The sequence below is a fragment of the Bacillus sp. TH17 genome (genome assembly GCF_016651125.1).
Taxonomy (GTDB): domain Bacteria; phylum Bacillota; class Bacilli; order Bacillales; family Bacillaceae_G; genus Bacillus_A; species Bacillus_A mycoides.
Genome location: NZ_JAEKEN010000001.1, coordinates 3,795,961 through 3,815,278 on the forward strand (window position 1 = coordinate 3,795,961; position 19,318 = coordinate 3,815,278).

Sequence of the window (19,318 nt, forward strand, 5' to 3'; positions counted from 1 at the left end):
GTTTCGTAACAGGCTTCTTTTTTATCCCCTTATAATTCCATAACTCGTCCCAACTAGTACGGTCTTTTCATGTTGATTGCGATAAACTGACTCAATTGAAACTTTTTTATATCCTTCCATTTGCTCAATATTTGTTAAAGTTAATTCACAAGTAACCGTATCCCCTGTAAAAACTGGTCTAATAAACTCACTTACTAATTCCCTCGCTATGTAATGTAACTCTTCGCCTACTTTCGTCCCAATGCTAGCAGTCAATAAACCATGGACCATTAATCGTCCATTCTCATCATATTCCATATGATGTCTACCTTTATCGCCTGTAATATTTGCAAATTCAAAAACTTCTTCCTCGGTAAATCTTCTTTCGTATTTAAATATATCCCCAACTTTTACATTCATTTTTATCCCCCGTTTAATAAACTGAATTTTCTTTTATTTTATCACAAAATGAGTCTCAGTTCAGTTTATATTATTAAAATAGCAATCCTTTTTCTTTATTACCTTATAAGTTATCGATGCCCTTCCTCTTTGGCCACTTGATACCCATAGTACGCACATGTTCCATTTCTTGATAACTCTCTTACTTCAAAATCACAACTTCTATAAAAATCAAAATTGTTAGCGGACGTATGCGCAAACCAATCGCCATGCGGAAGCTTTTGTAAACAAAGAGCTACAAGTTTCTTACCTAACCCTTTCCCCCTATACTCACACTTCACAACTAAATTTACTATGTTAGCAACCATGATTTGATCAGAAATCACTCTAACCATCGCGACCATTTCTTCTTCATCCCAAATTGTGAAAGCCCATGTTGAATTTTCAAATGCAATCGTAAACTTTTCAATTTGCCAAGAAGGGATATTATCATTACTCCAGCCAGCATCTTCAAATAATGTCTTAATCGCATATGCTGGCACTCCATTCGTTCCTTCACGAATAATTAATCCATTATGATAAATATACATGTAATCCCTCCCTTTATTTTTTATATACCATTCTCCCAAAAATGCAATTCACCTTTTTTCATCCAACCCGCTTAATGGAATAAACGAGAACTTCCATCTCATGAAATGAAGTTGTTTTCTCATAACTAAGCCCTGTTTTTCTAGCAACAAATATTGAAGCTGGGTGGTTCGGATTAATAAGTGAAATTAATTTATTCATTTGTAATGCTTGAAAACCATAGTCTCGAAAAGCCGCCGCAGCCTCTTTCGCATACCCTTTCCCCCAATATTTAGGAAGTAGCCAATAGCCAATCTCAATTTCCTCTTTTCCATCTACCTTCTGCTTGACAAGTCCTGCATGACCAATTCTTATCCCTGTTTCCTTTTCAATCATTACAAATAAACCGAGACCATTTTTATAATTTGGAAGTACCCTCTCCTCCAAACTTTTTTTACATTGCATAAATGTTTTTAACGTTCCATTTCCAATATAGCGCATTACCTTCTCATCCCCCCATAAAGAAGCATAAAATGGTAAATCATCCATTGTATATTTGCGAAATTGTAAGCGATCTGTATGGAACACTCTTTTATTCACTCCCATCATTTTGAACCTCATTACATAACAACATATTTCAAACTACGTAAGTGTTGAATAATTCATATCAAGAAAGTTACCAAAAAGAAAGAAAATTCAATCTTATAAAAGTGTATTATATCAAAAAAAAGCAGTAGACAAAAGAGTGTCTACTGCATCCATATCATAACTAGTATAAAGAAAACTACAATTGAGGGGGTGTAGGATTTTCAAATATACTAGATACTTATCCCGTTCTAACGGGCGGTAAACCTTCCAATCCTTTGAGTGGAAAGTTTACCGCACATAAGAACTTTGCGGTCATTAAGAAAGCACTGTTAAGTACTCAAATACACGCTGAGCTTTTTCTCCACCCATTCGTGCATGTTGAAGAAGAGAGATGCCATGTGGGCCAGATGCACGTAATGCTTCTGGTTGTGCTACTAAAATGGCTTGTACGACTTCAAGTTCACCCAGCATAGCTGCTGCAAAAATATCCATCCGAGCTCCCTTTTCCAGTAAATAAAGAGCAATATCTTTACGGCCTACATGGGCCGCTGCTCCTAAGGCACTTTCCCAATCTGAGCCACCCCAATTATAAGAAGCATGAAGTAAGCTCGGTGATTCGGCCGAAAGCTCCTGTACTCTTTCTAGATCTCCGTGAGCTGCCATAACAAATTCCCTTACTAACTCAGTGGTAATACGCTCGTCTGTTTGCATCTCTCTTCTCCCTTTTCACAAATTCGTTTCGGTGTAAAAAATGGCTTGTCACTCCCTTGGAATATATCAACTTCAATTCCAAATACACGCTGAAACATTTGATGACATAGTACTTCTTCTGGTACGCCATCATACTGAATCTTCCCTTGTTTTAATACGAGTAAACGATCGCTATATTGAGCCGCTTGATTAATATCATGTAAAACCATTACAATCGTCATACCAAACTCTTCGTTTAATCGTTTAACAAGTTCCATTACCTCTAACTGATGGACGATATCTAAAAAGGTTGTTGGTTCATCTAATAGTAAGACATTTGTGCGTTGTGCAAGCGTCATTGCAATCCAAGCACGTTGCCTTTCTCCTCCTGATAAGGATTGTAAAAGACGATATTCATACCCTTCAAGCTTTGTAACAGACAATGCCCAATCAACAATTTCTTCATCTTCTTTATTTAAGCGACTACTCCATGATTTATGAGGACCTCTTCCGAACTCTATTAGTTCTTTCACTGTTAAATCTAATTGATGATCGTGCATTTGTGGTAACATCGCTAATTGCTTCGCTACATCTGCACTCTTCATCGTATAAATATTTTCCCCATCTAAAATGATGTCTCCTTCGCTTTGTTTAAGTAGCCGTGCTATTAAACGAAGCAAAGTAGATTTCCCCGATCCATTCGGGCCGATTAAACTAACGATTTCTCCAGCTTTAATATGTACATTCATATTTTGCATTTGAAATCTTTCAGAATGTGCGTAAAACACTTTGTTAACGGAAATCACGTTGTTTTCCTCCTCTATGGATTAAATATAAGAAGAACGGACCACCTAAGAAGGACAATAAAATACCAACAGGCAATTCGATTGGATCGAACCAACTTCGAGCTATCGCATCCGCAAAAACAAGTAATATCCCACCGCCAAGGCATGATAATGGCAGTAAATATTTATAGTCATTTCCAACTAATAAACGTAACATATGCGGTACAACAAGACCGACAAATCCAATAAGACCAGAAACACTAACTGCTATTCCAGCTAACATTGTACTTACTACTATTAAATAAAATCGACTTCTTTCCACGTTATACCCTAATAATTTTGCCATTTCATCCCCAAGCATTAATACTCGAATATGTTTAATACCGAAGAAAGCTAATATAATAGCGAATATCGCATAGTAAATAATCATATTTAAATGTGCCCAACTAACACCACCAATACCACCAGCTAACCACGGTAAAACTGATTGTACTTTGTCGCTATGTAATAACATTAGCGCTGAAGTCGCTGCACCAATTAATGCGTTTATTGAAACACCTACTAATACAATTCGTGAAGGTGGCGCCCCCTTTTGCCATGATAGTGCGTAAATGACCATTGCTGTAATAAAAGCTCCTAAAAACGCTCCTAGTGGTAAGAATGCCATATGTTGAGGAAATAAAATCATGATTATAATTGCTACAAGACCTGCTCCTGATGAAACTCCGATAATTCCAGGATCTGCAAGAGGATTTCTCATAACCCCTTGCAATAATGCTCCTGATGCAGCTAAACACGTTCCTACTATAAAACCAACGAGCACTCTCGGTATACGAAGATCCCATACAATTCGATGAACTGTCGAACCTTCATCTTGTATACCTTCTATAATGTCTCGTAAAGAAAAAGATAAGCTCCCTGCAAAAAGGCCATAAAAAAGACCTAGAACAGTTAATACGACTAAAGTAACTGTTATTATCCACCTTTTTCTCGCAAAAGGATGTTCCTTTTCTCTTACTATTTCACTACTCTCCATACTTATCATTTCCTTACATCTTGTATACTTTTATACATAAAGTCCATCGCTTCTGTAACTTTTGTCCCAGGATTTGATCCAAATAAATCTGGTGGTAAAATAACTACACGATTTTGTTTTACTGCATCTAAATTTTTCCATGCTTCATTTTTCATCATTTCGCCTTCAAATGCTTTTTTCACACTATTGGGATCTCCATGTGTAATTAAATAAATCACATCTGGATTTGCTTCAATAATACGTTCTACACTTAGCTGTGCATATTGCGGATACTCTTTCATTTCTGGAAAACTAGCTGCGATATTTTTCCCGCCTGTTTTTTCTAAAATATCCCCTGATAGAGATGTTGGTAATGCTGCTAAATAAGTGCCTGGTGCTCCATAAACTAGCAACGCTTTAACGTCACTCTTTTTCTCATATTTCTTCATTTGATCATTAATTTTTTTGTTAAGCTCTTTTGCTTTATCTTCTTTCTTCATTACTGTTCCATACATTTCAATACCCTTTTGAATATCTTTTACAGAGTTGGCTGAAGAAATGATTACTTTTGTTCCTTGTCCTTCGACCGTTGGAATGTTCTTTTGGAATCCATTGTTAGCAACAAGTACATCCGGTTTTAAACTAGCAATTTGCTCAAAATTCGGTTGATGTGCATTCCCGATTACTTGTGCTTTCTTTAATTCCTCTGGGAGAGTTAATTTTGTATCCGGACGACCTACTATTTTTCCACCTAAAGCATGAATAATATCCATGTCTCCCATACTCAACGTAGCAAAACTTTCAGGAACTTTATTGAATGTTATCTTTCTGTCTGAGAGATCGGTAATTTCGATTTTGTCTGTTCCTTTGTCTGTTTTTGTTGCGGATGCTTTTTCGTTTTCTTTTGCACTGCAACCTATTAATAAGAAAAAAATAGATAAGATCGCTGTGAACAGCGTAATAGATTTGTTCATTCTTTCACCTCTAATTGATAATAATAATCATTAACTACTATTCTACTTTAATTGATAAGGATTATCATTGTCAATATGAAACGCATACATTTTCTACAAAAATGAAAAAACGCTACAAAAAGATTTCTTCTTTTCGTAGCGCCCTATTTAACAATTTTCTTCATATTCGCTCTCCTCTAATTGATCACGCATCGTTCTAACACGCTTAAAGAAGAAAAAAGCAAGAACTAAAAATACAATAATACTCCCCATCATAACAAAAGACTGTACCATACTTTTTATTCCACTTGGAATTAATAAACCGATCATTAAAAATGTACTTATAGCTAAAAGTACTTGTGCAAACCGGGTATAATCTGCTATTTTTTCTTGTAATTCTTTCATCTGCTTATCACTCCCATCCTCACTTTATCACATTCTATCAAGCTTAAAGACAAGTAAATAGAACCAATCTGGGAGATGTTTTCCAAAGTAAAAAAGAGCCGCTTACTCGCGGCTCTTTTTTATCTATTATACGCCTTTATATGCTTCTATATAGATTTCTTTCAGCTCTGAAATGAGCGGTAATTTTGGATTAGCTGTTGTACATTGATCTTCAAAAGCTCTTTCTGCTAATAATCCAACAACCCCTTCAAATTGATCTTTAGCAACTCCTTGTCCTGCAATACTCATATTTATATTTAAGCTTTTTCCAAGCTCAATAATTGCTTGGACGAGTGATTCCACACCTTCCGCTGTTGAGCTTGCTGGAAGCCCGAGCATTCTCGCAATATGTGCATAGCGTTCATCAGCCACAAAGTGCTCATATTTTGGGAACAATGCGTGTTTTCTTGGCTTAATAGCATTATAGCGAACTACGTGCGGCATAAGAATTGCATTCGCACGTCCATGCGGAATATGGAATTCCGGTCCAATTTTATGCGCTAAACTATGATTAATACCTAGGAAAGCATTTGCAAATGCCATCCCTGCGATTGCGGAAGCATTATGCATTTTTTCTCGTGCTTCTTCATCATTTCCATCTTTATATGCTCTCGGCAAATATTTAAATACGAGATCAATTGCTTTTAATGCTAAACCATCAGTATAGTCATTTGCCAGAACAGACACATACGCTTCAATTGCATGTGTTAATACGTCCATACCAGTATCTGCCGTCACATGAGGTGGTACTGTCATTACAAATTGCGGATCAACAATCGCTACATCTGGTGTTAATTCATAATCCGCAAGCGGGTATTTAATATTATTTTTCTTATCTGTAATAACCGCAAATGGCGTCACCTCTGATCCCGTCCCTGATGTTGTTGGAATGGCAACAAATTGTGCTTTATTTCCCAAGTTCGGATACTTACATGTACGTTTTCTTATATCTAAAAACTTCTGTTTTATTCCATAGAATGTCGTTTCTGGGTGCTCATAGAATAGCCACATCCCTTTTGCTGCATCCATAGCTGAACCGCCACCAAGCGCGATAATTACATCTGGTTTAAAGCTTTTCATCATGTCCGCACCTTTAAATACAGTTTCATCTGATGGATCTGGCTCAACTTCAAAGAAGACTTCAACTTTCACATCATTTGTATGCTTACGTAAATAGTGCGTAACTGTATCTACATAACCGTGCTCAACCATCCCTGGATCCGTTACAATAAATGCGCGGGAAATGTTAGGCATGTTTGCTAAATATGCTGTCGCATGTTTTTCAAAATAAATTTTGGGTGGTAATTTGAACCACTGCATATTCTTTTTTCTATTTGCCAACCTTTTTATATTTAATAAATGAGTCGCCGTTACGTTTTGGGAAACTGAGTTTTTCCCGTAGGAGCCACAACCAAGCGTAAGTGATGGAATAAATCCATTATATATATCACCAATTCCACCTTGTGATGAAGGTGCATTTACAATGAGACGGCAGGCTTTCATACGTAACCCAAATTGTTTTTGTACTTCTTTATTTGTAGAATGGATAACCGCTGAATGCCCTAGGCCACCAAGCTCTAACATTTCTTCGCAATATGTAAATCCTTCTTCTAATGAATTTGCTTTTACACAAGCTAACACTGGGCTCAGTTTCTCACGAGATAGTGGATACGCTGCTCCGATGCCTTTAATTTCAGCTACAAGCATTTTTGTATGTTCAGGTACAGTAATTCCTACTAATTCAGCAATATACTGTGCTGATTTCCCAACAATATCACTATTTACTGCACATGTATTTTCATTAATAACAAGCTTTTCTAATTTCTTTCTCTCTTCCTCTGTTACAAAATAACAATTATTTGCAATCATTTCTGCTTTAACATCATTATAGATTTCCTTATCTACAATGATGGCTTGTTCTGACGCACAAATCATACCGTTATCAAATGTTTTCGATAAAATCAAATCATTAACAGCACGTTTTACATGTGCCGATTTCTCTATATAACATGGTACATTACCTGGCCCTACACCTAGCGCCGGTTTACCAGTAGAATAAGCCGATTTCACCATACCAGCCCCTCCAGTTGCTAGAACGAGTGCGACACCATCATGGTTCATTAATTGTTTCGTTGCTTCCACAGAAGGTCTTTCAATCCATTGAATACAATGCTTTGGTGCACCAGCTTTCACTGCTGCATCATATACTGTTTTTGCCGCTGCAACGGAACAGTTTTGTGCAGAAGGATGAAATGCGAAAATAATTGGATTTCTCGTTTTTATCGCGATTAATGCTTTAAACATTGTTGTCGATGTTGGGTTCGTTACTGGCGTTACCCCAGCTACTACACCGACAGGTTCTGCGATTTCTATTATTTCTTCATGAGGATCTTCATGAATAATTCCTACCGTTTTATCTTTCTTTATACTATGCCAAATATATTCAGTGGCAAAAATATTTTTAATGCATTTATCTTCATATACGCCACGGCCCGTTTCTTCAACAGCCAACTTCGCAAGCGGCATATGTTGATCGACACCCGCAAGCGCCATTTCATGAACAATGTTGTCAATTTGCTCTTGTGTAAAACTTTCTAATGCTTGTAAAGCTTTTTGACCGTTATCTACTAACGTATCAATCATCTCTTTTACCTCTTGCATTTCATTTACAACTTTCTCTTTGACTACCATGTAAATTTCCTCCTATTCTGCTATCTTGGACTTTATAAGTCCCTATAGGTCATAAAAAGTCCCGATTAGCGTAAAAAAATAGAGTTACCTTCCTACATGAATCCCATTGTTTGTGAAACATTTCACAAGTTTGTTCGTGAATAACATTTCATGAATTTAATATACATGAAATCATTTCATTTGTGTATGTCTAATTTGTGAAACATTTCACAAATTAATATAATAAAAATGCACTGCTCTATATTAGCAGTGCATTTTTACTATGCTAGTGCTTGTGCCAAATCTTCAATTAAATCTTCTCCATCTTCAATACCAACAGAGATTCGAATTAATGTATCTGTAATTCCTAATTCTTTACGGCGATCTGCTGGGATTGATGCATGTGTCATTTGTGATGGAATGGAAATTAAGCTTTCTACTGCTCCTAAGCTTTCAGCAAGTGTAAAGTACTGTAACTTCTCAAGTACTCTATTTAATGTTTCTTCACTATCTACATCGAATGAGATGATTGCACCAAATCCGTTCGCCTGTTCTTTTGCTAATTCATGATTTTGATGTGATTCAAGACCTGGATAATATACTTTATTTACTTTCGGATGGTTATTTAAAAACTCAGCAATTGCGCGTGAATTTATTTCATGCTCCTCCATACGAATTCCTAATGTTTTTAAACCACGAAGTAGTAAGAAGCTGTCTTGTGGTCCAAGAATACCTCCTGTTGAGTTTTGTACGAAATGAAGGTCTTCTGCTAGTTGCGGGCTATTTACAGCTACTAGGCCTGCAACTACATCACTATGCCCACCTAAATATTTCGTTGCACTATGAAGTACAATGTCTGCTCCTAAAGAAATTGGCGACTGCCAATATGGTGTCATGAATGTGTTATCAATAATTGTTAATAAATCGTTTTCTTTAGCAAGAGCGGATATTTTCTTAATATCAGTAATTTTCAGTAATGGATTCGTTGGTGTTTCCACATAAATCGCTTTCGTATTTGGACGAATCGCTTCTACAACTTCCTCTAGGTTTGTTGTATCTACAAATGTATGCTCAATACCGAAGCGGTTTAATACTTTCGTAATAACACGGTATGTTCCGCCATAAACATCATCTGTTAAAATGACGTGATCTCCTTTTGAGAACAACATAATTGTTGCTGTAATAGCAGCCATTCCTGAACCAAATGCAAATCCAGCATGACCGTTTTCTAATACAGCAATCATTTCTTCTAAAGCTGCACGTGTTGGGTTGCCTGTACGTGAATATTCATATCCTTGATGCTTACCAACTGCTTCTTGTTTATACGTACTTGTTTGATAAATCGGTACATTTACAGATCCAGTTAAAGGTTCTCCTATGCGAATACCATGAATTAATTTTGTCTTTGCTCTCATTTTTTATTCCCATCCTTTGTATATGTCTTTACTTAAATAGCGCTCACTACTATCAGGAAAAATCGTTACAATATTCGTACCTGGTGCTGCTTTCTCTGCCTCAAGTAAGCTTGCATGAAACGCTGCTCCTGAAGAGCTTCCAACGAGAAGGCCTTCTTTTTGCGCTAACTCTTTCACTCGTAAAAATGCATGTCGATCAGAAATTGTATGAATTTCATCAAAATAAGATGTTTTTAAAAATGGCGGGATGAATTCAAGACCAATCCCTTCTGTTTCATGTGAACCAGCTTTACCGCCATTTAAAATAGATCCTTCTGGTTCTACAATAACCGTCTTAATATCAATGTTTTTCTCTTTTAAATAAGACGCAGTTCCCATAAACGTACCGCCAGTTCCTGCCCCTGCAACAAATATGTTAATTTCTCCATTCAATGCATCCCAAAGTTCAGGACCTAATGTTTTGAAATAAGCACGAGGGTTTGCTTCATTCGCAAACTGACTTGGAGAGTATGAATTCGGTATTTCATTTACTAATTCTTTTGCCTTTGCAATTGCGCCGGTCATTCCTTGCTCAGTCGGTGTATGCACGACCGTTGCACCTAGCGCTTTCATTAATTCTTGTTTTTCAATACTAAATTTCTCTGGTACACAAACAATGACGCGTAAATCATGTTCTAACGCTGCAAGTGCCAGTCCAATGCCAGTATTCCCAGCCGTCGGTTCAATAATTGTTCCGCCCTCTGCAACAAGCCCTTTTTCTAGTGCATCTTCGATTAATTCTCTTCCTAAACGATCCTTAACGCTTCCGCCTGGGTTGTAAAATTCAAGCTTCGCAAATAAACGGACTCCTTTCGGAAGTGAAAAACGAGTAATTTCCACGATTGGTGTATGACCAATCAACTCATGAACTCCACGATATACATTCATCGTGTTCTCCCCCTTATTTGCCAATAAAGAAAAGGCAACTGTATGTATTTTCTTTATATGAGACAGTTGCCTTTTTGTTACATTACTTTAACTCTTCTAGTACTTTTACGATAAAGTTTGTAGAATGAAGAGCTGCTTGATCTAAAAATTGATCAAATGAAACATTTGATTCTTTACCAGCAATATCAGAAAGTGCACGAATAATAACAAACGGAACTTCATATTGGTGGCATACTTGCGCAACAGCTGCTGCTTCCATTTCTACTGCATAAAGATCTTCAAATTTATCACGAATTGCTGCAACGCGGTTCGGATCACTCATAAATGAATCACCTGTTGCAATCATACCTTTTACGACTTGAATATTTTCTTCTGCCTGCATACATTTCTCAGCTAATGCAACTAATGCCTCATCAGCTTTAAATCCAGGTGGCATTCCTGGCACTTGACCATATTCGTAGTTAAATGCTGTTACATCTACGTCATGGTGACGAACTTCTGTTGAAATAACTACATCACCAACATTTAGAGAGTGATGGAATCCACCAGCTGAGCCAGTATTAATTATTTTTTCAGGCTTATATTTTTCTAATAAAATTGTCGTTGACATCGCTGCATTTACTTTACCAATACCAGACTTTAGCAAGATTACTTCATGCCCTGCCAATAGCCCTTTCGTAAATTCAGAACCTGCAACAGTTTCTGTTTCTGCTTGTTCTAGTTTGTCACGTAAAATACGTACTTCTTCTTCCATTGCTCCAATTACAGCAATTCTCAATCTAATCCCTCTTTCTATTGCTTAGTTGCCTCCATTACCCAAACGAAATGATTTAATCTCGTAAACGTTACGTGGAAGCCATTGTTTTCAAAAATAGATTGCATGATCGGAATACGTGTATAGTATTCTGTTTGCAAATCGTTTGCTAACTGATGAAAACCTCTTTGTTTTGCTACTTCGACAGTTTTATCATATGCATCTTGATCTGCAAATATCGTATCAGCAAACACTATTTTACCACCTTTGTTTAGCAATTGACTATACTTCGCAATTGCTACGTCTTTTTCTTCATCTATTAAATGATGAAATGCGTAAGTGCTCACAATAGTATCGATTGAATTTGGGACTTCAAATGAAAGAAAATCACCCTCTGTAATTGAAAAATCTTTTGGTAATTTCTCTTTTGCAATAGTACGCATTTCGCGTGACGGTTCTATACCGTAAACTGTGCGACCAGCAAGTAATAATTTATTTGTTAAATTGCCAGTACCAACACCAAATTCTAATACGTTGCCAAATGACTTGTTAACTACATCCTCTAAAATGTCCTCATAATGGGCGAAAACTTCTTTATATTGTATATCTTCGCCTTGTACAAATGAGTCGTACGTATGAGCCCATTCATCAAATAAACCATTAAATTCTGTTCCCATAAAAATTCCCCTTTTTCTTATCGGTTTTATCAGTATGATATTCTCTCTTTCTAAAAATGTCAATTGAAATGTACGTAGTATTTCCTTCTTTTCTTTGTTACACTATAGGTGATTATCATAGGAGAGGGGGCATCTTCGTGTCATTTACCTTTGAAATGTTAGAAGATAAAGTAGAATTTTTCGAGGCTGCAAACTTAGTTTCTCTAGAAAAAAAAATTAACGAACAAATTGATAATAATAAAGCACTTATGCTCGAAGTTCATCATATTTCTCACCAAATGATTATGGATCCTGAAAGCAAAAGACCTTATTATAGTGCGGTTGTTCATTTTAAATTAAAGAAATTACGCTAACTAAAAAAAGAGAGGCTCTTAAGAGCCTCTCTTTTTTTAGTTTAGAGTTTGAACGAGTACTGGTTTCCAGCCCTCATTTTCTACCCAATCAATATTCACATAATATTTTTTACCTGATTGTTTATCTTGTACGTTACCGTAAGCTTTATTCTTACCGTTATTTCCAATTCTATGGATAACTAATTGATTTACTGGAACGTCAATTGCAGCTGAAATCGCTTGATTCATCTCATTCCAATCTGCTGTACCTTTTTTAAACGTCATCGCAGGTGTTGCACCTTGCTCTGTACCTACTGGCTTCCAAGAAGATTTCGTATAAGCATCTGTTGCCTGTGACTGTGTTTTTTCAGCTGGTGCTTTCTCGTTAGCTTTCGCTTCTTCTTCAGCTTTTTTCTTTTCTTCCTCAGCCTTTAGCTTCTCTTCTTCTTCCTTCTTCTTAGCCTCTGTTTTCTCTTTCTCGTTCTTCTTCGTCTCTTCTTTACCTTTTGCTTTCTCAGCTTTATTTTCTTTTGTTGTTTGCTGAGCTACCTTTTTATCATTAGAAGACGCTTGCTCTTTTGTGTCAGGAACAAACAATTGATATGCTACAATAGCTACTGCTACTAATACAATAGCGATTGCAATATTTAAAACACCGTTTTGACGACGTTTTTGTTGTTTCTGTTGGAATCTAGATCCTCCTGCCATTCTTCAAACCTCCATGCAGTTTTTCATACTTGCTATTGTAACATTAAATCTAGAAAGGTTGAACATTTACAATAATATTTTCACGAAATGAAAACATTTCATAAATAATTGCAAGATTACTTTTCAATTTCTAATTGATGGATTGCCTCTACCATTTCTGCAAAAACTGGTGTGACTACATTTTCATTACTATCTGTTTCTATATCAACTACAACTAAAGCATATCTTGGGTTTTCATATGGAAAATAACCTGCAAACCAGCGATTCACCCTCTCTCCTTTTCCTGTTTGTGCCGTCCCAGATTTTCCAGCGACAGTTAGTGGCAACGAACGGAATGCGGTTCCCGTTCCTTTCTCCATCGTTACAACGCCTCTTAACAACTGTTGTAATTTTTTCATCGTTTCATAAGAAAGCTGTTTCCCATTTAATTTATGATTTTCAAATGTAAAAAAGTCGGTTCCATTTTTATACACTATTTTTTTAACGACTTTCACTTCCATCTTCTCTCCACCTCTAGCAATTGTCGCCATCATATTCGCTATAGCTAGAGGTGACACACGTACATCTTTTTGTCCGACCATCGTTTGAGCAATCACTTTTCTACTATCTTTATTTTCTTCGCTTTCCCAAATAATAGCACTCTTTTCTTCTGGCAATTGCTCAAATTCTGGTGTATGAAATACCGAACCTTTCCAACCTACCTTCTCACGTGCTCCTAAGGCCTCTAAATACGTTTCTAACACTCCCCTATCCTTTTGCATTAGTTCACCACCTAATACGGCAAACGTCCGATTACAGCTTCTAGCAAAGCTTTCCTTAAAGTTTAATGACCCCATCATAACTTGTGGAAGATTTTCACCGTATAAATCCGTATTACAGTTAAATGTACGATTAAACCGCACCAAATTCTCATCAATTCCTGCTGCTGCAACTACTGTTTTAAAAACAGACCCCGGAAAATGAGGAGTTAACATTTGATTTTCAAGTGTAGCTTTATATATCCTCCTATCATTCATCTGTAAAGAAGGCCTACTTACCATTGCTACAACTTCACTATTCTTTATGTCTAGTAATACTAACCCACCTTTTTTTATTCCGTTTTCATCTATAATCTTCTCTGCTCGTCGTTGCAATGTTTTATGTATTGTTGTTTGAATAGTAACTGGATAAAATGGATTTCCTGGTGAAGTGTATTTCGCCTGCTTCCCAAAAATCGGTTCTCCTTGTCGATCCACTTGATATAGTACTTTCGCTTCTCCATCAGTCAGTAAAAATTCATCAAATGATTGTTGCAATCCAGAAATACCAATTGGCGTTTGTTTCGAAGTTTTTTTCATTTCTCCATAACGCTTTTGAAATTCCTGTGCATTCTCTCCCACATCACCAATTAAATGATCTGCCTCTCCCATTTGCTTCAGTCGAACTTCTGCTGCTACAATACCTAAAATATTTAATTGATTTACCTTCTTCATCTGCTCGAGCGTTAATTGAAATGGGGTATTCTCCCTTCGTAATATAAATGCTTGATTCTTATTTTTCATTTGCAGTCTTATCTCTTGTCTCGACACACCAATGATATGCGCAATTTTCTCTAACATGTCATTTTTTATTTGTAAAAATGGAAAAATAATTAAGACTGGATATTTCTCTTCACCAATTTCCTTACCATTTCGATCTGTAAAATGCCCTCTTCCATTATCTACTGTAAGTGATTGTGTTCGTTGCGTAACACTTTTTTCAATCAGATTGATATTTCGGTCAGTAAATGATTCCGTATCTATAATCTGTATTTGGATTAAACGACAAAGTAATAAAAAAATCACACCCATAAAACAAATTAAAACAATTATAATTCTCCGTTTCATTTTCATAAAAAACACCTCGTCTATTGTAGTTTAGACGAGGTGTTTCACCTTTTATACAAATAAAAAATCACTCGTTTTTACACGAGTGATTTTTTACGTTATTTTACAGAGATAATCTCTACTTGCATTTCTCCACCTGGTGTTTGGATTGCTACCTTCTCACCAATTTGCTTACCTAATAAGCTTTTTGCGATTGGAGAATCGTTAGAAATTCTTCCTTCAAATGGATCGGCTTCTGCGCTACCTACGATTATGTATGCTTCTTCGTCTCCACCTGGTAACTCTTTAAATATTACTGTTTTACCTAATGTTACAACTGTAGACTCTTCACCATTGTCTTCAATGATAACCGCATTACGAATCATGTTTTCAAGTTGTGTAATACGTCCTTCGACGAATGCTTGCTCATCTTTCGCTGCATCGTACTCAGAGTTCTCAGAAAGATCTCCGAAGCTACGTGCGATCTTAATACGCTCTACAACTTCTTTACGTCTTACTGTTTTTAATTGTTCAACTTCGTTCTCTAGTTTTTGCTTACCCTCTTGCGTCATAGGGTATGTTTTTTCTGTTGCCATGTTTTCCACTCCTTTTATATACCAATCCCCCGAAAAAAAGAGGAGTTCCATATGAAAACTCCTCCGCTTATATAGCGGAGGTTTCTAGCACACGTAGCACTAGTGGAGTTGTCACATACAACCCCTTATTCTCCAATTCTTCCTTATATAAAGAAGGTATGTATGGAAAGTTGATATAAATATGCCCTCACCTATTGGTAGGTGAGGTTTCATGTTTCATTGTATTCGATAAGAAGGGAAAAAATCCCTTCCTATCGTATATCTTTTACTATGCTATTACAAATTTACTTTTTGTTCAAGAATTGTTGCAATTTTTGTAACCATAATATCAATTGCAACATGGTTTTGTCCACCTTCAGGGATAATAATATCCGCGAATTTCTTAGAAGGCTCAATAAATTGATTATGCATTGGACGTACAACGTTTACGTATTGGTCGATAACTGAATCCATTGTACGACCGCGCTCTTCAATATCGCGCTGCATGCGGCGTAAAATACGAAGGTCTGCATCTGTATCAACGAACACCTTAATATCCATTAACTCACAAAGACGTGGGTCTTCTAAAATAAGAATTCCTTCTAAAATGATTACATCTTTCGGCTCAACTGGAATAATTTTTTCTGAACGCGTATGCAATGTATAGTCATATATAGGCTTTTCCACTTGCTCATATGCAAGCAACTGCTGCAAATGGTCAATTAACAAATCATTATCAAACGCTAACGGATGATCGTAATTTGTTTTTAAACGTTCTTCCATTGGTAAATGGCTTTGATCTTTGTAATAATAATCTTGCTCCAAGATTAAAATGGAATGACCTTTAAAATGGTCAAAAATCGCTTTCGTTACACTTGTTTTTCCTGATCCTGAGCCACCAGCGATTCCAATTACAACAGGCTTATTCGTCCCCATTCGACTACCACTCTTTCTTATTGAAGTATGTTTTTGCGCATCATATTATTCACATACACTGGTTGATCCACTTTGAATTTCACGATTTGCAACGGATGTCTCGCTGCATCTAATTCGTTTCCATCCTCATCCCAAATTTTCTCCACCGTCTGCGTAAAGTTTTCTATTTCTGGCCCAAAGAACTCCACTTCATGTCCTGGTTTGAAGTGATTACGTTGCTCAAGCGTTACGATGCCCGTTTCTTCATTATAATCTAACACTAAACCAGCAAAATCATACGTTGTTTTCTTACTATGATTTCCAAACATTTGCTCTTGATGTCCTGGAACCCCTTCAAAGAATGCAGGAGCTGTATCACGATTTGCACATTTATCAAGTTCATCTAACCATTCTTGTTTAAACTCAAAGTTATCCGGATCCGCACAATACGCATCAATTACTTTACGATATACGGTTGCTACAGTCGCTACGTAATGGATAGATTTCATACGTCCTTCAACTTTTAAGCTATCAATTCCAATTTCAATCATTTTCGGAATTGATAAGATTAAATTTAAATCTTTTGGACTCATCGCAAAGTGAGCATCTTCTTCTTGGAATAGAGGAAGCTCTTTTGCATCTTTATGTTGTGATACCGTTTGAACTAAATCATAATCCCAGCGGCAAGATTGACAACAACCACCACGGTTAGAGTCACGCGCTGTCATATGGTTACTTAATGTACATCTCCCTGAATACGCGATACACATTGCACCATGGACGAATGCTTCAATTTCAACATCAACTTTTTCTTTAATTTCTTTCATTTCTTCATAGCTTGCTTCACGAGCTAATACAAGACGATGTAAACCTTCTTCTTTCCAATACTGTGCTGCTTTCCAGTTGGATAGTGATTGTTGTGTACTTAAATGCACCTCAACAGAAGGCGCCACACGTTTACATGTCTCAATAATAAGCGGATCGGCAACGATAATTCCCGTTACGCCAGCTTTTTCAATCCCTTTTAAATATTCCTCTAGCCCATCCATATTTTCATTATGTGCAAAAATATTTGTTGTTACGTATATTTTTGCTCCATATTTCTTTGCAAATCCAACGCCTTCTGCCATGTCTTCCAGCGTAAAGTTACCTGCATTAGAACGAAGACCAAATTCTTGTCCACCTAAATATACAGCATCTGCCCCATAATGGATAGCTACTTTTAATTTTTCTAAGTTACCCGCAGGGATTAACAGTTCAGGTTTTTTCACAATAACGCGTTTGCCATCGATCACTCGTGAAATTTCTTGTACAGTCATTTCCTACACCCTCCTCGTTTAGTAAACCGTTTCTTTAAAGAAGAATCCTGTATCTAACGGACGATTTACCGGTTGTATTTCTTCTATCTCTTTAAATAAATCATCTTTCACGTCATAATACGCATCACGATCTTCTACACATAAATCAATCGCCTTACGATATTTCTTCGTTACCTCAATAATGTACTCAGAAATTTTTAGGACACCATCAATTTTTAAGCTATCGACTTCAGCATCGATTAGTTCCTCTAACTCATCGATGAAACAAATATCATTCGGACTCATAATGTGAGTACCATTTTCATCTTCATAAATTGGATATTTGTTATTACGTTCCGGGTCGTATAAGAACATATTCTCTTCATACTTTTTCTTTTCGATGTCGAGATTACGCCCTTGATACTCAAAGTAGTTTCCTACTAGTGAACGCTTCGATTGGAACATGCAAGTCATACCGTGAATTTGTACTTCAAGTTCCACTTCAGCATTTTCTTTTAATTCAGCAATTTCATCTAAGCTAAGCTCACGAGCTAATACAGCGCGTTTCGCTCCTCTTTGCCCCCAATAGTTACAAGTAAACCAGTTTGTTGCTGTCGTTTCTGTATTCCAGTGAAGTTGCATATTTGGTGCAACTTCACGAACAGCCATTAATACCGCTGGATCTCCGAAAACAATCGCATCTACATTTACCTCATTTAAAAAGGCAACATAGTCCGTTAATTCTTCTACTTTATCATTGTGGAACATTGCATTCATTGCAACGTATACTTTCACACCATTTTCATGCGCAATGTTTACAGCTTGTTTCACATCTTCACGTGAAAACTCTCCTGCCAAACGTAAACCAAACTTTTGTTCACCAACCATTACTGCATCTGCCCCTGCTTTCGCAAGAGGTTCAATATCCGCCACCGCTCTAGGCGTTACTAACAATTCAGGTTTCTTCATACTTTTGTCACCCTCTCTTTTTACTTACAGCCACTCCATCGCCAATTGGGAAAATCGTTGTATCATATCCTTCATGATTCATAAGCCATTCATTGTACGTCTTAATACGACGAATCAAACCACGGGTACGTCTATTTTCAATTTTCTCTTTTGTCGTCACAAGACCATGGTACATAACGTTATCTGAAATAATAACGCCACCAGGATTTAATAACGGTTCGTATAAGTCAAAAAAGCGACGATACTGCCCTTTCGCTGCATCAATAAAAATAACATCAAATGTTCCATGTTCTTTCACTTGTTCGCCCGTTTCTAAAGCATCACCGTAAATAACAGAAATACGGTCTGTTACCGAGGAACATTCTATATATTCAAGTGCCTTTTCATATCGTTCACGATTGCGCTCTACTGTCACAATGCGAGAGTTCGGAATAGCTTGCATCATACGAATACTAGAATAACCGATTGCTGTTCCAAGTTCTAAAATACTTTCCGGTCCAATTAAACGTAAAAATTGCAGCATAAATTCCATTCCAAGTCGATCCATAATCGGCACATGGTTTTCAGTTGCATACTCTTCCATTTCAAGAATTAATTTATCTTTTGGATCAATAAATGATAATAGGTACTCGTTAACTGCATCCTCCATAATTGGTCCTCCTTATTTACATGGAGAAGTGCCTCTATGACGCGTCAACCTTTGTCTTTTCACACATAGAATGCAATAAAAATACAAGCCAGTTTCACCCTTAGCTTGTACGTCCCGTTTTGATATTAAAAACGATTCTTCTGCCAGTTTTTAACCCGATATATT

Annotated in this window: 21 protein-coding genes; 1 reads left to right on the forward strand and 20 read right to left on the reverse strand. The window is 36.7% G+C overall.

Annotated features, from left to right (window positions below):
• Positions 1 to 21: 21 nt before the first annotated feature.
• From JFT95_RS19445 to JFT95_RS19505, 13 genes are all read right to left on the reverse strand, one after another.
• Complete coding sequence (locus tag JFT95_RS19445; protein ID WP_002129189.1) at positions 22 to 399, reverse strand: hotdog family protein; 378 nt, start codon at positions 397 to 399, stop codon at positions 22 to 24.
• A 110-nt stretch (positions 400 to 509) separates the two neighbouring features.
• Positions 510 to 968: a GNAT family N-acetyltransferase gene (locus JFT95_RS19450; protein WP_002129190.1), complete on the reverse strand. Its 459-nt coding sequence runs from the start codon at positions 966 to 968 to the stop codon at positions 510 to 512.
• Positions 969 to 1,026: 58 nt separating this feature from the next.
• On the reverse strand, positions 1,027 to 1,554 hold the full coding sequence (locus tag JFT95_RS19455; RefSeq protein ID WP_002129191.1) for a GNAT family N-acetyltransferase: 528 nt from the start codon (positions 1,552 to 1,554) through the stop codon (positions 1,027 to 1,029).
• A 294-nt stretch (positions 1,555 to 1,848) separates the two neighbouring features.
• On the reverse strand, positions 1,849 to 2,244 hold the full coding sequence (locus JFT95_RS19460) for an ankyrin repeat domain-containing protein (protein ID WP_201052990.1): 396 nt from the start codon (positions 2,242 to 2,244) through the stop codon (positions 1,849 to 1,851).
• Positions 2,211 to 3,029: an ABC transporter ATP-binding protein gene (locus JFT95_RS19465; RefSeq protein WP_002129193.1), complete on the reverse strand. Its 819-nt coding sequence runs from the start codon at positions 3,027 to 3,029 to the stop codon at positions 2,211 to 2,213. The genes JFT95_RS19460 and JFT95_RS19465 overlap by 34 nt, the downstream gene beginning before the upstream one ends.
• A complete protein-coding gene (locus tag JFT95_RS19470; RefSeq protein ID WP_002015259.1) occupies positions 3,016 to 4,044 on the reverse strand; it encodes a FecCD family ABC transporter permease in 1,029 nt (342 codons plus the stop codon). Before JFT95_RS19470 ends, JFT95_RS19465 begins: the two co-directional genes overlap by 14 nt.
• Before the next feature lie 5 nt (positions 4,045 to 4,049).
• Positions 4,050 to 4,997 carry an ABC transporter substrate-binding protein gene (locus JFT95_RS19475; RefSeq protein WP_201052991.1) on the reverse strand — a complete coding sequence of 316 codons (948 nt, stop codon included), beginning with the start codon at positions 4,995 to 4,997 and terminating at the stop codon, positions 4,050 to 4,052.
• A 147-nt stretch (positions 4,998 to 5,144) separates the two neighbouring features.
• The gene (locus JFT95_RS19480) at positions 5,145 to 5,381 is read right to left on the reverse strand and encodes a YrhC family protein (protein ID WP_002034123.1); all 237 of its coding nucleotides are present in this window, start codon (positions 5,379 to 5,381) and stop codon (positions 5,145 to 5,147) included.
• 126 nt (positions 5,382 to 5,507) lie between these two features.
• Complete coding sequence (adhE, locus tag JFT95_RS19485; RefSeq protein WP_078422008.1) at positions 5,508 to 8,111, reverse strand: bifunctional acetaldehyde-CoA/alcohol dehydrogenase; 2,604 nt, start codon at positions 8,109 to 8,111, stop codon at positions 5,508 to 5,510.
• 260 nt (positions 8,112 to 8,371) lie between these two features.
• On the reverse strand, positions 8,372 to 9,505 hold the full coding sequence (locus tag JFT95_RS19490; RefSeq protein WP_201052992.1) for a bifunctional cystathionine gamma-lyase/homocysteine desulfhydrase: 1,134 nt from the start codon (positions 9,503 to 9,505) through the stop codon (positions 8,372 to 8,374).
• 3 nt (positions 9,506 to 9,508) lie between these two features.
• Entirely contained in the window at positions 9,509 to 10,432 is a 924-nt protein-coding gene (locus tag JFT95_RS19495) for an O-acetylserine dependent cystathionine beta-synthase (RefSeq protein WP_002067263.1), read from the reverse strand.
• Between the two features lie 82 nt (positions 10,433 to 10,514).
• Positions 10,515 to 11,210 (reverse strand): 5'-methylthioadenosine/S-adenosylhomocysteine nucleosidase, encoded by a 696-nt coding sequence (mtnN, locus tag JFT95_RS19500; protein ID WP_201052993.1) that lies wholly within the window; start codon positions 11,208 to 11,210, stop codon positions 10,515 to 10,517.
• A gap of 14 nt (positions 11,211 to 11,224) precedes the next feature.
• Positions 11,225 to 11,863, reverse strand: a complete 639-nt coding sequence (locus tag JFT95_RS19505; RefSeq protein WP_002129200.1) for a class I SAM-dependent DNA methyltransferase — start codon at positions 11,861 to 11,863, stop codon at positions 11,225 to 11,227.
• A gap of 137 nt (positions 11,864 to 12,000) precedes the next feature.
• Here JFT95_RS19505 and JFT95_RS19510 point away from each other — a divergent pair, with 137 nt between their 5' ends.
• On the forward strand, positions 12,001 to 12,216 hold the full coding sequence (locus tag JFT95_RS19510; protein WP_002015268.1) for a YrzA family protein: 216 nt from the start codon (positions 12,001 to 12,003) through the stop codon (positions 12,214 to 12,216).
• Positions 12,217 to 12,252: 36 nt separating this feature from the next.
• On the opposite strand, the gene JFT95_RS19515 is transcribed toward JFT95_RS19510, so the two are convergent.
• From JFT95_RS19515 to JFT95_RS19545, 7 genes are all read right to left on the reverse strand, one after another.
• Positions 12,253 to 12,903, reverse strand: a complete 651-nt coding sequence (locus JFT95_RS19515) for a YrrS family protein (RefSeq protein ID WP_201052994.1) — start codon at positions 12,901 to 12,903, stop codon at positions 12,253 to 12,255.
• A 116-nt stretch (positions 12,904 to 13,019) separates the two neighbouring features.
• The gene (locus JFT95_RS19520) at positions 13,020 to 14,774 is read right to left on the reverse strand and encodes a peptidoglycan D,D-transpeptidase FtsI family protein (RefSeq protein ID WP_201052996.1); all 1,755 of its coding nucleotides are present in this window, start codon (positions 14,772 to 14,774) and stop codon (positions 13,020 to 13,022) included.
• Positions 14,775 to 14,866: 92 nt separating this feature from the next.
• Complete coding sequence (greA, locus tag JFT95_RS19525; protein WP_078213491.1) at positions 14,867 to 15,343, reverse strand: transcription elongation factor GreA; 477 nt, start codon at positions 15,341 to 15,343, stop codon at positions 14,867 to 14,869.
• A 276-nt stretch (positions 15,344 to 15,619) separates the two neighbouring features.
• Positions 15,620 to 16,258: a uridine kinase gene (gene udk, locus JFT95_RS19530; protein WP_002015274.1), complete on the reverse strand. Its 639-nt coding sequence runs from the start codon at positions 16,256 to 16,258 to the stop codon at positions 15,620 to 15,622.
• Between the two features lie 17 nt (positions 16,259 to 16,275).
• A complete protein-coding gene (locus JFT95_RS19535) occupies positions 16,276 to 17,556 on the reverse strand; it encodes a peptidase U32 family protein (protein WP_201052998.1) in 1,281 nt (426 codons plus the stop codon).
• Between the two features lie 18 nt (positions 17,557 to 17,574).
• The gene (locus JFT95_RS19540; protein WP_201053000.1) at positions 17,575 to 18,504 is read right to left on the reverse strand and encodes a peptidase U32 family protein; all 930 of its coding nucleotides are present in this window, start codon (positions 18,502 to 18,504) and stop codon (positions 17,575 to 17,577) included.
• Positions 18,505 to 18,511: 7 nt separating this feature from the next.
• The gene (locus JFT95_RS19545) at positions 18,512 to 19,153 is read right to left on the reverse strand and encodes an O-methyltransferase (protein ID WP_002034114.1); all 642 of its coding nucleotides are present in this window, start codon (positions 19,151 to 19,153) and stop codon (positions 18,512 to 18,514) included.
• Between the last annotated feature and the right edge of the window lie 165 nt (positions 19,154 to 19,318).

What these genes read in the sequence shown, in the direction of transcription:
- JFT95_RS19445 (WP_002129189.1), bottom strand. Translation starts at nt 399, where the DNA reads ATGAATGTAAAAGTTGGGGATATATTTAAATACGAAAGAAGATTTACC.
- JFT95_RS19450 (WP_002129190.1), bottom strand. Translation starts at nt 968, where the DNA reads ATGTATATTTATCATAATGGATTAATTATTCGTGAAGGAACGAATGGA.
- JFT95_RS19455 (WP_002129191.1), bottom strand. Translation starts at nt 1,554, where the DNA reads ATGATGGGAGTGAATAAAAGAGTGTTCCATACAGATCGCTTACAATTT.
- JFT95_RS19460 (WP_201052990.1), bottom strand. Translation starts at nt 2,244, where the DNA reads ATGCAAACAGACGAGCGTATTACCACTGAGTTAGTAAGGGAATTTGTT.
- JFT95_RS19470 (WP_002015259.1), bottom strand. Translation starts at nt 4,044, where the DNA reads ATGGAGAGTAGTGAAATAGTAAGAGAAAAGGAACATCCTTTTGCGAGA.
- JFT95_RS19475 (WP_201052991.1), bottom strand. Translation starts at nt 4,997, where the DNA reads ATGAACAAATCTATTACGCTGTTCACAGCGATCTTATCTATTTTTTTC.
- JFT95_RS19480 (WP_002034123.1), bottom strand. Translation starts at nt 5,381, where the DNA reads ATGAAAGAATTACAAGAAAAAATAGCAGATTATACCCGGTTTGCACAA.
- adhE (WP_078422008.1), bottom strand. Translation starts at nt 8,111, where the DNA reads ATGGTAGTCAAAGAGAAAGTTGTAAATGAAATGCAAGAGGTAAAAGAG.
- JFT95_RS19490 (WP_201052992.1), bottom strand. Translation starts at nt 9,505, where the DNA reads ATGAGAGCAAAGACAAAATTAATTCATGGTATTCGCATAGGAGAACCT.
- JFT95_RS19495 (WP_002067263.1), bottom strand. Translation starts at nt 10,432, where the DNA reads ATGAATGTATATCGTGGAGTTCATGAGTTGATTGGTCATACACCAATC.
- JFT95_RS19505 (WP_002129200.1), bottom strand. Translation starts at nt 11,863, where the DNA reads ATGGGAACAGAATTTAATGGTTTATTTGATGAATGGGCTCATACGTAC.
- JFT95_RS19515 (WP_201052994.1), bottom strand. Translation starts at nt 12,903, where the DNA reads ATGGCAGGAGGATCTAGATTCCAACAGAAACAACAAAAACGTCGTCAA.
- JFT95_RS19520 (WP_201052996.1), bottom strand. Translation starts at nt 14,774, where the DNA reads ATGAAAATGAAACGGAGAATTATAATTGTTTTAATTTGTTTTATGGGT.
- greA (WP_078213491.1), bottom strand. Translation starts at nt 15,343, where the DNA reads ATGGCAACAGAAAAAACATACCCTATGACGCAAGAGGGTAAGCAAAAA.
- udk (WP_002015274.1), bottom strand. Translation starts at nt 16,258, where the DNA reads ATGGGGACGAATAAGCCTGTTGTAATTGGAATCGCTGGTGGCTCAGGA.
- JFT95_RS19535 (WP_201052998.1), bottom strand. Translation starts at nt 17,556, where the DNA reads ATGACTGTACAAGAAATTTCACGAGTGATCGATGGCAAACGCGTTATT.
- JFT95_RS19540 (WP_201053000.1), bottom strand. Translation starts at nt 18,504, where the DNA reads ATGAAGAAACCTGAATTGTTAGTAACGCCTAGAGCGGTGGCGGATATT.
- JFT95_RS19545 (WP_002034114.1), bottom strand. Translation starts at nt 19,153, where the DNA reads ATGGAGGATGCAGTTAACGAGTACCTATTATCATTTATTGATCCAAAA.